The organism is Bradyrhizobium sp. BR 10261 (genome assembly GCF_019455395.1).
Classification (GTDB): Bacteria; Pseudomonadota; Alphaproteobacteria; order Rhizobiales; family Xanthobacteraceae; genus Bradyrhizobium; species Bradyrhizobium manausense.
Genome location: NZ_JACOFQ010000011.1, coordinates 98,940 through 112,718, shown reverse-complemented (window position 1 = coordinate 112,718; position 13,779 = coordinate 98,940). Strand labels below are relative to the sequence as shown.

Genomic DNA, 13,779 nt, shown 5'->3' with positions numbered 1-13,779 from the left:
CGCCTATTGGCCCTTAGCGTCGAACCTTAACCCTCGGGCTGGCGTCGGCTCTTCGGGGTAGACCGGATGTGGTCGCGGTCATGGCCAATCGACGCGAATGGCTCAGAGCGGACGCCATCCGTGGTGCCTCCCCACCGAGTCTAAGCTGAAACCTCCGCTATTGCTTTTTCTCGCCCCGCATGTCCTGGCCGTTCTGGTGAAGAACCAGGTGAGAGATTTGCGCGGCATCAGTTGCGAAGAACTCCAACTGGGCGTCCACGACCTTCGTGAAGAACCTGCTCTGAGACTCAGGAAAGAGCGGGATTTTTCGCTGATGGGGCGCCTGCGACATCAGCTGTCCATCCTCCAGAGTGATGGTGAGCGAGAATGTGAGCGTGAGCTCGTAGATGCCGGTGTAGGTCGAGAGGATGGCTGGATCGACCTTGACGCTCGTCCGGACGATCGGATGAAAATCCGGCCAGCCATAGACCGAGGCGATGCTGCGCAGGATCTCGCTGGCCAATAGCTGACCGCCTTGCGCGTTGGTCATGATGACCGCTCCATTGCCACTCTGCTCATAGGCGGCGAGCACTGCTTCAAAACCCTCGTCGATGCCACCGTGCGAGAAGAAGGGATTCTCCGGCGAGCCGCCGATCGGTAAACCCAGACCATGGTTGCCTAGACCGGCGACGAGCATCTGCTTGGTCATCCTAGCCGAAAGCACGCGATTCGAGTCCCCGCGCAGCGAACGCTGGATCTCGATTGCGTATCGCGCAAGGTCGGTCGGCGTCGTCCAAAGTCCGGCAGCCGCCATTTCCGGATAGATGTGGAAGCCGCCCTCTACGGGGGTGCCGTTAGCTTTATAGGGCGTTGCCGCGCCGGAGCGCAGCTCCATTGGCAGCGGTTGTTCGTAGGTGCTGCGGACCATGCCGATCGGCGCCAGCACAGTGTCGTGCATGAGCTTGGGGAACGGTTGATGCGAGACGTCGAGCAGCAATTGCTGCATCACCGTGTAGCCGCCGCCGGAGTATTTCCAACGGCTTCCCGGAGCAGCCTCCAGGCGAACGGGGGCGGTGTTGGCTGGCTTCTCTCCATCCAGGACTTGGACGAGCGTGGGAATCGGAGCACCTGCCGCGTAGCCGGGAAACCCGTGCACAGTGAGCCCGGCGGTGTGACTGAGCAACTCACGTAGCGTAACCACGGCTCCTGGCGCAGCCGCGCTTGCGGGAATCCTCCACGAGGTCAGTGCCTGATTGACGTCCGAGTCGAGCGCCAGCTTGCCTTGCTCGACGAGATGAAGCGCAGCCATCGCCGCGACGGGCTTGCTGATGCTGCCGGCCTGGAACAGGGTATCGGCCGTGACGGGGCCGCCTCCGACTTGTGCGACGCCAAATCCCTGCGCCCATTCGATGGCGCCATTATGGATCACGGCAATGCTGACGCCCGGCACTCGATAAGCGGCCATGCGGTCGTGGAGCGCTTGACACGCATGAGGATCGTCCTTCTCCACGACCTTCGTCTTGAGGCACGTGGCGACATCATTGATACGACGTTGGATTTCTGGCGAGGGCATCGTCTGAGCCACGATCTCTTCTGGTTGAAAGCATAGTCCGGCGACGCATAGCAATGCGGCCAACAGGCGTAGTCGCGGCACAATCATCGGTTGCTTCCATTATAGCAATCGACCTTAGCTTAGCCCGACCACGTAAACGAGAAGATTCTGCAGTTGGCCGATCAGCGAGGTCGTGGAGCGCATCGGCAACCTTCGCTTCATGTGGCAAGGCGGACCAACTCAGATTGAAGTCTTCGCGTTTTTGATCCATCGCCGAACTCGGTAGGCCGAGGTGGGCGGCGCGGTGGAAGGCCATTTCGCGGCCGGCGTGGTGCTGATGGGCCATGCCAGCACGCGGTCTTGCTGCGCTTGCACACCGGGTCCAGGCTGGAAGGACGGCGCGCCATCAAGCAAATTCGCAACGCTCCGGCTTTTCCGGGCGGCGAAATGCTGTAGGCTGCGAGTTGTGCGGGCTCAGGCCCGCCACTTCAATAAAAATGTACACGGGAGGGACCTATGGAGATTCGGAAGCTTGCGACAGCTGCTGCGTCGGCCGTCGCCTTGTGCGCCTGGTCGGGCATCGCCAGTGCCGGCCCGTATGACGGCGTTACGATCAACATCCTGACGCGTCCGGGGCCTGTCATTGCCGGCGCAGTGTCCCAGCGCGGCAAGGAATTCGAGAAGCTGACGGGCGCCAAGATCATCGTCAATGAAGTGCCTTATGCCGAGATCTTCCCGAAGGTTCAGCAGGACTGGTCCTCGGGAACCAATTCCATTGATGTTGCGGTCTTCGCCGCCGGCTGGGGCGTCGAGCTCGCGGCGGCAGGGCTCCTCGAAAACCTCGATCCCTACATTGCGAAGGACAGCAAGATCGATCTCCAGGACATCGCTCCCTATTTCCGCGAGTTTGCCCAGAAGATCGGCGGGCATACGATGGTGATCCAGGTCGATGGCGACTTCCAGATGGTCTATTATCGCAAGGACATCCTGGAAAAGAACAATCTGCAGCCGCCCAAGACCTGGGACGACTATCTCGCCATTGCCAAGGCGATCAACGGCCAGGACATGAGCGGTGACGGCAAGCCCGGCTACGGCTCCTGCATCTTCAAGAAACGGAACGCGCAGAGCTATTTCGCCGTGCAGACGATCGCTTCGACGATCGTTCAGACCCAGGGTACGGCCCAGGGCTTCCAGTTCGACAACGCCACGATGAAGCCCCTGGTCAACAATGAGGGCTGGAAAAAGGCGTTCGAACTCTACAAGGAGACAAGCAAGTACGGACCGCCGGAAGAGCTGAACATGGACATCGGCGACACAAGGGCGTTGTTCAAGTCGGGCCGCTGCGGCCTTCTGATCGAATGGGGCGATCCGGGTCCGCTCCAGCTCGAGGACGACGCAAAGGGGATCAAGAACAAGCTCTACGCCACCAATGTCGGTTCGAAGGAAGTTCTTGACCGCAAGACCGGCAAGCTTGTTCCGGTCAGCAAGGAGTCTGCACCCTATGCGATCGACGGCGTCAACTATGCTCCGTTCTCGGCCTTTGGCGGCTGGGGCGGCGCCGTCAACGCCAAGTCCGATCCCAAGGTCAAGCAGGCGGCCTACGACTTCCTGTCGTACATCAGCCAGAAAGAGCAATCCAACGTCGACGTGACCATGGGCTGGACAGGCTTCAACCCTTACCGCCTCAGCCAGCTCAAGAGCACGGACCTTTGGGTGAAGTCGGGCATGGATGAGGGTCTCGCCAAGAACTACATGGGCGCCATCAACAATGCCCTCAACAACCCCAACATGGCGTCCGACCTCAAGATTCCCGGTGCGCAGCAGTACACCGGCGTCGTGCTCGACACGGAGCTGGCGCGCTACATGGCCGGCGAGATCACCGTGGACGAGGCCTTGAAGAACATCGAGGCCGGCTGGGAGAAGATCACCAAGGACTTCGGCCGCGACGAGCAGATCAAGCAGATGGCGCTCGCCGTCGGTCCTGCGAAGTGAGCGAGCCTGATGTCTGAGGTTACAGTGACGAGCCAGCCGGGGATTGCCCCGGCTGGACTCTCTCGGGGCGAAAGCTGGGGCGAATGGCTTGACCGCCATTCGAGAACGTTTTTCATCGCGCCGGCCGTGACACTCGTCCTGCTCTTTGCGATTTTCCCGACCTTCTACACCATCGTTTTCGCGATCAGTCATGTCAGGTTCTCCGCCACCGGTCTCAAATTCCGGACGGTCTGGTTCGAGAACTTCGCGGCCCAGTTTGCCGGCAACCAGCAGGTTCACTTCCTCGGCCGCTTCACGACCATGAGCGTCGCCGGCTGGGTCTTCAGCCTGCTGATTGCCGGCGCTCTGTTGTGGTGGCTCTATCGCGCTGTCGTCAGCGGCGTCAGCTGGGTTGGCCTCGCCGGGCGGCTGATCAGCGCCGCCATGGCCATGTTCATCGCGCTCCTCTTCGCCGCCACGCTGCTGTCAGGCAATCAATGGGGCACGCTGCTCAATACCCTGTTCTATGTCGTCGTCGGCTGCTCCATCCAGTTCGTCATCGGCCTGATGCTGGCCTTCCTGTGTTCGCAGCCCGTGAGCGGCAAGAATTTCTTCCGGGTCCTGTTCTTCATCCCTCTCATGATCACCCCCCTCGGGGTCGGCTATGCCTTCAAGATGATTCTCGATGTGACCAAGGGTCCGTTCCAGCCGTTCTGGCAATTGGTCAGTCTTGGGAATTGGGCATGGTCGACCGATGCCTGGGCCGCGCGCTGGTTTGTCATCCTAGGCGACTCCTGGCAGTGGATCCCCTTCATCTTCATCGTCTTGCTGGCCGCACTGGAGAACGTGCCCAAGGATCATGTCGAGGCCGCTCAGGTCGATGGTGCCTCCAGCTTCCAGATCTTCCGCGAAATCACCTGGCCGCAGATCCTTCCGGTCGCGGCAACCGTCATGCTCATCCGCATGATCGAGGCGTTCAAGATCGTGGATCTGCCGAACATCATGACGGCGGGAGGGCCCGGGATCGCGACCGAGTCGATGACGCTGCATTCGCTGTTTCTCTGGCGGTCCAACAATATGGGTGATTCCGCCGCCGTGGCATATCTTCTCCTGATATTGACCGTGGTCGTCTGCTCCTCGTTCTTCAACTATGTGGTCGTCAAACGGTTGCGCAGGGCGCGGGCATGAGCGGGGCGACTGACAGGATGTCCAGGCCGCAGCGGTCCCTCAGGCAACGGCTGTTCGAGCCGCCTGCCGTGGGCAAGATGTCCCCTGTGGCCAACCTTGTGGCCTGGGCCATCCTGTTGTTCTGGTCGCTGTTCGTGCTGTTTCCGATCTATTGGGTGGTCATTACCGCCTTCAAGGATGCCTGGACCGTCAGCAACGGGCCGTTCTTCATCCCCTTTGTCGATTTCCAGCCGACGCTGAAGGGTTGGACGGCGCAATTCGCGACGGACCCCTATTGCGATGCCTATTCGATCGGCCGCCAGCTTGTCCTGCTGCTCAACAATCTGTTCGCCTTCGTTGTTTCGCCCGTCATCAAGATCGAAAGGATGGAGCCGCAGATCTGCAAGGTTTACCTCGCCTATACCAATTCCTTTGTGATCAGTTTCGGCGCCACTGCGCTCTGCATTGCCGTCGGGTCCATGGCCGCCTACGCCCTGGCGCGCATCAGCTACAAGCCGAAGTTCGGGAATATCGTGATGTTCGTGCTGCTGGCCCTGTCGGCCATCGTCGCGTCCAATTATTTCGACGTTCACTGGGCGATTTCAGGCGCCACCGGCCTCGCTTTGTTTTTCCTTCTGGCCCGCAGCCTGGGGCGTCGTTTCAAGACCACGCTCGGAAACAACGACATCCTGTTCTGGATCGTATCCCAGCGCATCTTGCCGCCGATCGTCGTCATCATTCCCGTCTACATGATGTTTCAGTCGGTCCGCATGATCGACACGCACTTCGCGCTGATCATCGTCTATGCGGTCGCCAATCTGCCGATCGTGGTCTGGCTCATGCACGACTTTTTCGCCAATCTTCCCGTTGAGCTGGAGGAATCGGCACAACTCGACGGCTCGTCACGCTTCGAGATCTTTTGGGACATCGTGTTGCCCTTGACCCGTCCGGGGCTCGCTGCAACCACCCTGCTGACGCTGATCCTCAATTGGAACGAGTATCTGTTCGCGATCTTCCTCACCACCGCGCGGGCCCTGACCATGCCGATCATGGTTGCCGCCAAGAACACGGGCGAGCGGGGCATCCTATGGTGGGAGATGTGCGCCATCATCATGATCATGATCCTTCCGGTGATCATCATGGCCATCGTGCTGCAACGCTATATCGCCAAGGGCGTCCTGCTTGGCGCGGTCAAGGGATGAGCGGATGAACAAAGCGATGTCAGGTCCCGCTCGCCAATTCCCGGTTCGCCAAGTCCCGGTCCGTCAAGTCCCGGTCCGTTTCGACAAGGTGCGGAAATCTTTCGGGAGCGTGAAGGTGCTCGAGGAATTCGATCTGGAGGTCGCGCCGGGCGAATTCCTGGTGCTGCTCGGCGCGTCGGGCTCGGGAAAGACCACTGCGCTGCGCATTCTCTCCGGGCTCGAGACCGCCAGCGCTGGCCGCGTCTTGATCGGCGACCGCGATGTCACCGACATCTTGCCGAAATACCGCGACATCTCCATGGTATTTCAATCCTACGCGCTTTACCCGCACAAGACCGTGGCCGAGAATATCGGCTTTCCGCTCAAGGTTCGCCGCATTCCCGAAGCCGAGCGTGCCGCCGCGATCAAGGAGGCTGCCGCCCAGGTTCAACTTCAGAGCCTGCTCGATCGCTATCCCCGCGAGCTATCCGGAGGTCAGCGTCAGCGGGTCGCGCTTGCCCGCGCCATCATCCGCCGCCCCTCGGTGTTTCTGATGGATGAGCCGCTTTCAAATCTCGATGCCAAGCTTCGCGGTCACATGCGCGCCGAGCTGAAGCACATGCAGCAGTCGCTCGGCATCACGACGATCTATGTGACGCACGACCAGATCGAAGCCATGACCCTGGCCCACCGGGTCGCGATCCTGGAAAAGGGCGTCTTGCAGCAGCTCGACACGCCGGCGAACACCTACAACGATCCCGCCAATCTGTTCGTCGCCCAATTCATCGGTTCGCCGCCGATGAATATCATCCATGGGGCTCTGGACGGCACAGCCTTCATGGGCCATGGCGCCCGGCTGACATCACCGGTGTCAGGCAGGATCGCCAGGGCCGTCCTCGGGGTGCGCCCTGAGGACTGCACCATCGTCGAGCCCCACAAGGGCGATCTGAAGGGCGAGATCTACGCCAACGAGCTGATCGGCGACCATACGCTGGTGACGGTCAAGGTCGAAAGCGACTTCATCGCCGTGAAGGCCCCCAAGCAGTTTGCCGGCAGGCAAGGCGAGCGCATCGGTGTCTCGCTGACGCCGTCACGCACGTTCGTTTTCGATGCCGAAAGCGGCGCGCGCGTGCGGTAAGCGGACAGCTGCGCTGGTCCAGGACATGCCGATGCGGCGCCGACCGCCCGGCGCCGCATCGCCACGCGACGCCCCGCTATTTGATCGCCTCGGCGGCCTGCTCGATAAAGCCGACCACATCGTCCGGATGCGACAACATCACCGCGTGACTGCTCTGGATTTCGCGAAGCTGAGCGCCCGCCCTCTTGGCCCCTGCGCGCTGCAGGCTAGGCGGGATCATGTGATCCTGCGTCGTCAGCATGAAATAAGTCGGCTTCTGCTTCCAGGCCGGATTGGTGATCTTGGTCTGCACCGCGGCAAGCCCCCAGGGCACCTGCGCCGCAGCCATGAAGGTCGTCAGTGAAGGATCGACATCCGCCGCAAAGGCGGTCGGAAACTTAGCTTGGTCGACGAGCAGGAAGCCGTCTTGTGGTGGCAACAGCGGCGCGCTTGGCTCGCCGGGGTGCGGTTTCGAGGCCACGTCGAACGCGGACTCGCCCGCGTCAGGAGCGTATGCCGCGAGGTAAACCAGGGCCGCCACCTTTGGATCGCCTCCGGCCTCGGTGATGACAGCGCCGCCATAGGAGTGTCCGACCAGCAGCACCGGCTTGGTGGCTCTGGCGATCACCTGCTTGGTCGCGAAGACATCGCCATCGAGCGTGATGGTGGGATTTTGCACGAGAAGCACTTCGTAGCCGTCGCCGGTCAGCTTGTCATAGACTGGCTTCCAGCCGGAGGCATCGACGAAGGCCCCGTGCACCAGCACGATCGAGACGGGCTTGCCGGCGCGCGTCTGCGCAGAGGAGGGAAGGCTGACGGACATGGCGAGGAGTGCTCCAAGGATCAGGTGCTTTATCAGGTGTTTCATGGCGATACCTTTTCGGCTGACGAAACGTTCGAAGCTTTCGTGTTGACGCGGCGGCGGTCCAGCGCGGCAATCAGCGCACTCGCCAGCGGATGGTCGGAGCGTGGATTCTGGCCGGTGATCATCTCGCGATCTTCGACGACGTGGGGCGCGAAGTCCGGACCGGTGTTGACCTCTGCGCCCGCGATCGTCAGCGCGGAGGGCATGTCGAAATAGAGCTGACCATGCAGGATCTGCTCCTCGATCGGTTTCTCCTCGCTGCGTGAATAGACCGTCATTTTGTAGCCGGTATATTGCCAGCCACGGCCGAGCTCGGCCGCTCGCGCAGTATCGCCGGCGATCAGTGCGGCACGAAACTCTTTCGCGCGCGGCAGGGCGGCCATGGATGCGATCGGACCGTGGCAGAGGAATGCCGTTGGCCGCGCCTGCGCATGAAAGAAGCGCAGGATCTCGCCGAGATCGCCGTCCTGCATGAGATCGACCACCGGCGCCTGTCCGCCCGGCGTGAAGAACCCGTCATATTGGTCGAGCCCGCCATCGATCAGGGCGCGCAGGGTCGAGACCTTGTTCAGGACCGGGCTGGCGTCGTAGAACTCGCGCGCCCGGCGATACGCCTTTTCATCGTCGAAATGGACGACCTTGTCCGAAGCGGGATCGATGTGCGGCTTGCTGCCATCAGGCGTCGCGAAGGCGATGTCGTACCCGGCATCGACCAGCGCCATCACCGGCACGACCAGTTCGTTGAGATACTGGCCGGTCGGGCCGGTACCGCCGCCTCTGATCTCGATCCTGTTGGCATTGGATCCTGCCACAAGGACTTTTCCTTTGGACATTCTGCTGGCTCCACGGTTTGATATCGACGCTCCACGCCGAGCCGATTTGCCTGGCGCGGTCTTGTTCGTTCCAGCAATTATAGTTGGAGCGGCGGCGCGAGCCGGTTAAATCAGGTAAATCCGCCGTTCGTTGGCATGGCTCGCACGAAGTTGAAGGAGCGCCTTGGACTCTGCGACAAAATGCTCGCTGCAATCGTGCGTTTTCAAAATCGCCGTGTTCAGCCGGGTCGAGAGCCGTGATATTTCAAAGCACTGTCGCATCGTTTGGCCGTGGAATGCGGACTACCATTGAGACATCGCAAAGTGGTCGGCGTCGAGAGGAACTCACTTTCTCCTTCGGGCCATTCCGGTTGGTGCCACGCCGCCAGCTTCTTCTTCTCGATGGCCAACCGGTCAAAATGGGCGGCCGTGCCTTCGAGCTGCTCCAGGCGCTGGTGCAGCGCTCCGGCGAACTCGTCAGCAAGGATGAGTTGATGGAGGCCGCCTGGCCCGGCACCTTCCTCCATGACAGCAATCTCAAGGTCAATATGTGGAGCTTGAGGCGCTCGCTCGGCGACACGCAAGGCGAGCCCGCCTACATCGCGACGGTGGCGCGGCGCGGTTACAAGTTTATCGCGCAGGTGCAGGCCAGCATCGGCGAGATCGAGGGTGAGCCTGTCAGCGCGGAGCCGGCCTGTGTGTCCAGGCCGCCTGTGTTGCGCGACATCGTTGGCCGCGAGGCCGAAATCGCCGATCTTGCCCGGACGTTGATCGAAACCAGGCATGTCACCCTGGCCGGGCCAGGCGGGGTCGGCAAGACAACGGTCGCCACCGCGGCAGCACGGGTCTTCGCATCCAGCTGCCGCGACGGCGTGTGCTTCGTCGACCTCGCGACGATTTCCGATCCGATGCTGTTCGGCACCGCGCTGGTCACGGCGCTCGGCATCAGGGGCAATTCGGACAACGCCACGACGGCCGTCCTGGATTATTTGAGGTCGCGGCGGATGCTGGTCGTTCTGGACAATTGCGAACATGTGCTGCCTGCCGCCACCATGTTCGCCGGCCGGTTCATGACGGAGACGTCGTCATCCAGGCTGCTGGCCACCAGCCGTGAGCCGCTCGGCACCCCGGCCGAGCATCTGGTGCGGCTGGGTCCGCTTGGCTTGCCGGGGCCTGGCTGTGCCCTGGCGACTGATCAGGCCATCAAATTCCCCGGCGTGCAGCTGTTTGTCCGCCGCGCCGCAGAATGGTCGGACTACCGGTTCGTCGATGACGACTGCGAAGCCGTCGTTCGAATCTGCCACGCGCTCGACGGCCTTCCTCTGGCCATCGCATTGGCGGCAGCCCAGATCGGCAGGTTCACGCCTCGCCAGCTGGTGGCGCTGCTCGATCAGACCCTGGGCTTCCGCGCCCCCGTCGCCGACGGCGCGATTCCGCGACATGAGACGCTGATGGCGACGATCGACTGGAGCTTCAAGCTGTTGTCGCCGAGGGAGGCGAGGTTATTCGGCCTGCTGTCGGTGTTCAGTGACGCGTTCGAGGCCGAGGATGCGGTGTTCGTCGCCGAGGCGGCGGGGCTCACGCCGGTCGACGTCGTCACCGGTCTCAGCAGTCTTGTAGCCAAATCGCTGCTGAACGCGCAGGCGCAGGGCGCCAGCCTTCGCTATCGGCTGCTCGACAGCACAAGACGTTACGCAGCGGAGCGCCTTTTGGCTGATCCGGCTTGCCGGCAGGCTCTGCACCGTCATGCACAGCGCGTCCTTGCGGTGTTCGAACAGTCCGAGGAGGAGTGGAACTGGCGCGAACCAGCCGATTGGACGCAGCGCTATCTTGGCCGCATCGCCGATTTGAGGGCCGCCTTGTCATGGGCGTTTGGCAAGGAGGGCGATGCCGTTCTCGGGATCAGGCTGACAGTGGCCGGCATCACCTTGTGGTCGGAGACCTCGATCCTCTCCGAGGCGCAGTCGCGGCTGGAGTTCGCGCTTGGCCTGGCCAAGTCCATTGCCTGCGACGATCTGCTGCGGGCAAAGCTCGCTTGCGCGCTGGGATGGAGCCTGTTCTACGCGCGCAAGCTCTCGAACGAAAACCAGCTTGCATGGCTCGATGCCATTGCCTTCTCAAGAAGCGCCGGAAATATCGAGTATCAGCAACGCGCATTGGTCGGGTTTGCCTTTTACCTGCTGCAGATCGGCCAGATCCCGCGTGCGCTGACCTACCTTGACGAAGCCACGGCGCTGGCCGATCGGGACCGCGACCTGACGGCGACATCCGAAGCCGATCGGGCGTGGGCCTGGGCCCACGCCTTCGCCGGCGAATTGAGCAAGAGCCGCCTGGTTCTGGATCGTCTCGCGGCGACCTATTCACTGGCCGAGGGGCGTTCGCGGAAAGATGCGAACGAGGTCTATCGCTTCATCACGGTTCGCTTCAATCTGCCTTTCGTGGCGTGGATGCAGGGGCAAGCCGAGTATGCGGCGAAGCTGGCGGACGATGCCGTCGAGGCCGCCGATCGCGGCGGTCATTGGGTGTCGCAATCGAATGCGCTTGGCCTCGCCGCGCTTCCGATCTCGCTCGAGTCAGGTAATCTGGCGGCGCTTGCGCATTACACCGAGCGGCTCCGTCGCAATCTGGAGCGGGAGCGCATCTCGCGCTGGATTGCGGTCGAACGCTATTTCTCGGCCTGCCTGCGCGATCTGCGCGGTGATCGCGAGGCGGTGGAGGACATCCGTGCCGCAATTGAGGAACTGATCGACTGTCGTTTTCTGATGCGGATCGGCAGCTATCTCGCCACCCTCGCCCGCGCCTATCTGCGACAGGGGCGGATTGTGGAGGCGCGCAAGGCGATCGCAAAAGCGATCCACCATCAGGAAGCTCAGGGAGAGCGCTGGTGCCGCTCGGAGCTTCAGCGGGTCGAGGCGTCCGTCCTCTTTCATGAAGGTGAACCGCAGCTTGCCGAAGGCCTGCTGCTCCAGGCACTCACTGAAGCCCGCGCTATCGGAGCGAAGACATTCGAGCTGCGCATCGCCACCGATCTTGCCGCACGCTGGATCGCGACCGGCCGCAGGACGAAGGCTATCCGATTGCTTCGGCCGCTTTACGAAGAGTTCACCGAGGGCTTCCAAACCCAGGATCTCGTTGCCGCTTCGCACCTGCTGCGAGGCGCGCGAGCCTGCGCATAGGGTTGAACGCCACGTTCGTGATCAACGAGCCGCCGCTTCGTTGCTGCGATGTGCTATCAGAGGCCAATGCACCGGAGCGAGCCTCGTGTCGTGTGTTCTCAGACCGCCCCAGGTTGAAGAGCTGCCAGCCCTCTCTGCTTTGTGCCTCCGGTCAAAAGCCGTGTGGGGCTACGACAGAGACTTCATCGAAGCTTGCCGCCGCGAACTCATCATTGAACCGTGTGACATGCGGTCCAATGCGATTGCCGTGGCGGAAGAGAACGGCAGGATTGTCGGTATGGCCCAAATGAAAGTGACCGGCGACGAAGCAGACTTGCTGAAGTTGTTCATAGAGCCGACCATGCTTCGCGCAGGTGTGGGGACCAAGCTGTTCCACTGGGCTATCAGTGAAGCGGCTCGCATGGGTGCTAAGCGCATGTTGATCGAAGCCGATCCGGGCGCCGCACCATTCTATCGACGAATGGGCGCCAAGGACTGTGGCCTCGCCCCATCCGGCTCGATACCAGGCAGAATGCTCCCCAAGCTGGTCAGAGAGTTGTGATCGGCGCCATCCGCGTATGGCCGGCGTCAAGCCCGGATGGGTTGAGCGTCAGCGAAACCCATCGCTCCCTCCATATGCGACGAAGCATGATGGGTTTCGCAGCGGCTCAACCCATCCGACGCGCTGAGCTCCAGCAATCGGATAGTTCCGCTTCGAGGAGGTCGCAGACGGACCCCGCCTGCCCGCCTTTGTCCCGAAGCGGGACAATTCCGGTGATTGACGGGGCCGAAAGTCTCCCCGTTCACCACATTTAAACCTTAAGAATCTACGAAGGAGACTTAACCCACGGGCCGCAGGAACATGCAAACAACCTTCGGACGGAAGCCATCCGTAGACTTCGGGCAATGAAGGTTTGGCAGACCAGCTGCATCGTGGCTGTGATCGCAGCCGTGGGATTCTATCTGGCCGGAACAAACAGACCGGCGGTGACAGTGCCTGATGTCGTGCCGCAAGCGGCAGCGAACGTGCCGGCCCCCGCGGACATGGTGACGCCTGCGCTCTACGCAGAAGCATCCGCCAGGCTTGCAGCAGCGCTTCGGGCAGAAAAAGAAGAGCTTGGCTCGGTGACGTCGTCGGCGACGGCGGCAGCCCTCGAGCCGCCCAGCACCGAAATTGCCGAGGATCCTGTCGCGCCGAAACTGGCGTCGTTGGGGCAGGATATCGTCCAGCCGCTGCCGGCAGCACGCGATGCATCCGGGGATGCTCCGAAAGCGTCGTCGACGCCGGATTTCCGTTATCTGATCTACTACGTCTGGTCCGAACTGCCGCCCGCCGAAAAACCGGCGGAGATCGTCTTGCGCGCGTTCAAGGACATCCCGCTTGGAACGCCGGCCGAAGAGATCAAGCGCGCTTCCGACGCCTTCGGTCTCGATTTCAATTTCATGATGGCGGTTGCCAAGATCGAATCCGGTTTCAACCCTAATCAACGCACCGGGTCGTATATCGGCCTGTTTCAGCTGAGCCAATATGAGTTCGGCAAGTTCGGCTTCGGGAACATTCGCAGTCCCAGGGACAATGCCGTTGCGGCCGCCTACAAGATCATTACCGAAGGCGTCCAGTTCGAGTGGATCACGCACCGCAAGCCGGACATGAGCGATCTTTACCTGATCCATCAGCAGGGCTGGGAAGGCGCCGCCGAGCACATCAGCCGGCCCGCTCGCGCGGCCTGGAAATCCATGTGCGCCACCAGCGAAGGCAAGGAGAAGGGCGAGAGGTGGTGCAAGCGCGCGATCTGGGGCAATGCACTTCCGGCGTTCAAGCGCAGCTGGAAATCGGTGGACAACGTGACGTCAGAGGCCTTCGTCGGCATGTGGCGCGGCCGGGTCGCCGAATTCTACACCAAATATGTGGCGACCGCCGCTGCGGCGGCGAACCCATAATTTCCGTTCCGTCCCTATCGCTAGACGATCGCTAGCGGA

General features: G+C 61.8%; 10 protein-coding genes. 7 read left to right on the top strand and 3 right to left on the bottom strand.

The annotated features are described in order from the left end of the window. Positions 1-157 precede the first annotated feature (157 nt). The gene (locus HYH07_RS15170; protein WP_220003215.1) at positions 158-1,639 is read right to left on the bottom strand and encodes a serine hydrolase; all 1,482 of its coding nucleotides are present in this window, start codon (positions 1,637-1,639) and stop codon (positions 158-160) included. 408 nt (positions 1,640-2,047) lie between these two features. Between HYH07_RS15170 and HYH07_RS15165 the strand changes: the two genes are divergently transcribed. The 4 genes from HYH07_RS15165 (at position 2,048) to HYH07_RS15150 (ending at position 6,988) form a co-directional block, all read left to right on the top strand. Continuing rightward, the gene (locus HYH07_RS15165; protein ID WP_220003214.1) at positions 2,048-3,523 is read left to right on the top strand and encodes an ABC transporter substrate-binding protein; all 1,476 of its coding nucleotides are present in this window, start codon (positions 2,048-2,050) and stop codon (positions 3,521-3,523) included. A 9-nt stretch (positions 3,524-3,532) separates the two neighbouring features. Continuing rightward, on the top strand, positions 3,533-4,690 hold the full coding sequence (locus HYH07_RS15160) for a carbohydrate ABC transporter permease (RefSeq protein WP_220003213.1): 1,158 nt from the start codon (positions 3,533-3,535) through the stop codon (positions 4,688-4,690). A 77-nt stretch (positions 4,691-4,767) separates the two neighbouring features. Continuing rightward, the gene (locus HYH07_RS15155) at positions 4,768-5,871 is read left to right on the top strand and encodes a carbohydrate ABC transporter permease (protein ID WP_228749572.1); all 1,104 of its coding nucleotides are present in this window, start codon (positions 4,768-4,770) and stop codon (positions 5,869-5,871) included. Positions 5,872-5,986: 115 nt separating this feature from the next. After that, positions 5,987-6,988, top strand: coding sequence for an ABC transporter ATP-binding protein (locus HYH07_RS15150; protein ID WP_312016671.1), 1,002 nt, complete (start codon positions 5,987-5,989; stop codon positions 6,986-6,988). A 76-nt stretch (positions 6,989-7,064) separates the two neighbouring features. On the opposite strand, the gene HYH07_RS15145 is transcribed toward HYH07_RS15150, so the two are convergent. Together HYH07_RS15145 and HYH07_RS15140 are read right to left on the bottom strand one after the other, a co-directional pair. Then, positions 7,065-7,790 (bottom strand): alpha/beta hydrolase, encoded by a 726-nt coding sequence (locus HYH07_RS15145; protein WP_220003211.1) that lies wholly within the window; start codon positions 7,788-7,790, stop codon positions 7,065-7,067. Positions 7,791-7,831: 41 nt separating this feature from the next. Further along, on the bottom strand, positions 7,832-8,644 hold the full coding sequence (locus HYH07_RS15140; RefSeq protein WP_312016670.1) for a type 1 glutamine amidotransferase domain-containing protein: 813 nt from the start codon (positions 8,642-8,644) through the stop codon (positions 7,832-7,834). A gap of 104 nt (positions 8,645-8,748) precedes the next feature. On the opposite strand from HYH07_RS15140, the gene HYH07_RS15135 reads away from it, so the two are divergent. The 3 genes from HYH07_RS15135 (at position 8,749) to HYH07_RS15125 (ending at position 13,740) form a co-directional block, all read left to right on the top strand. Next, entirely contained in the window at positions 8,749-11,820 is a 3,072-nt protein-coding gene (locus HYH07_RS15135) for a winged helix-turn-helix domain-containing protein (protein ID WP_228749557.1), read from the top strand. Between the two features lie 160 nt (positions 11,821-11,980). After that, entirely contained in the window at positions 11,981-12,361 is a 381-nt protein-coding gene (locus HYH07_RS36600; protein ID WP_220003209.1) for a GNAT family N-acetyltransferase, read from the top strand. Positions 12,362-12,705: 344 nt separating this feature from the next. Next, complete coding sequence (locus HYH07_RS15125) at positions 12,706-13,740, top strand: transglycosylase SLT domain-containing protein (RefSeq protein WP_220003208.1); 1,035 nt, start codon at positions 12,706-12,708, stop codon at positions 13,738-13,740. Positions 13,741-13,779 lie beyond the last annotated feature (39 nt).

Excerpts from the sequence above, each read along its gene's own strand:
- HYH07_RS15170 (WP_220003215.1), bottom strand. The coding sequence starts at position 1,639 with ATGATTGTGCCGCGACTACGCCTGTTGGCCGCATTGCTATGCGTCGCC.
- HYH07_RS15125 (WP_220003208.1), top strand. The coding sequence starts at position 12,706 with ATGAAGGTTTGGCAGACCAGCTGCATCGTGGCTGTGATCGCAGCCGTG.
- HYH07_RS15165 (WP_220003214.1), top strand. The coding sequence starts at position 2,048 with ATGGAGATTCGGAAGCTTGCGACAGCTGCTGCGTCGGCCGTCGCCTTG.
- HYH07_RS15155 (WP_228749572.1), top strand. The coding sequence starts at position 4,768 with ATGTCCCCTGTGGCCAACCTTGTGGCCTGGGCCATCCTGTTGTTCTGG.
- HYH07_RS15160 (WP_220003213.1), top strand. The coding sequence starts at position 3,533 with ATGTCTGAGGTTACAGTGACGAGCCAGCCGGGGATTGCCCCGGCTGGA.
- HYH07_RS15145 (WP_220003211.1), bottom strand. The coding sequence starts at position 7,790 with ATGTCCGTCAGCCTTCCCTCCTCTGCGCAGACGCGCGCCGGCAAGCCC.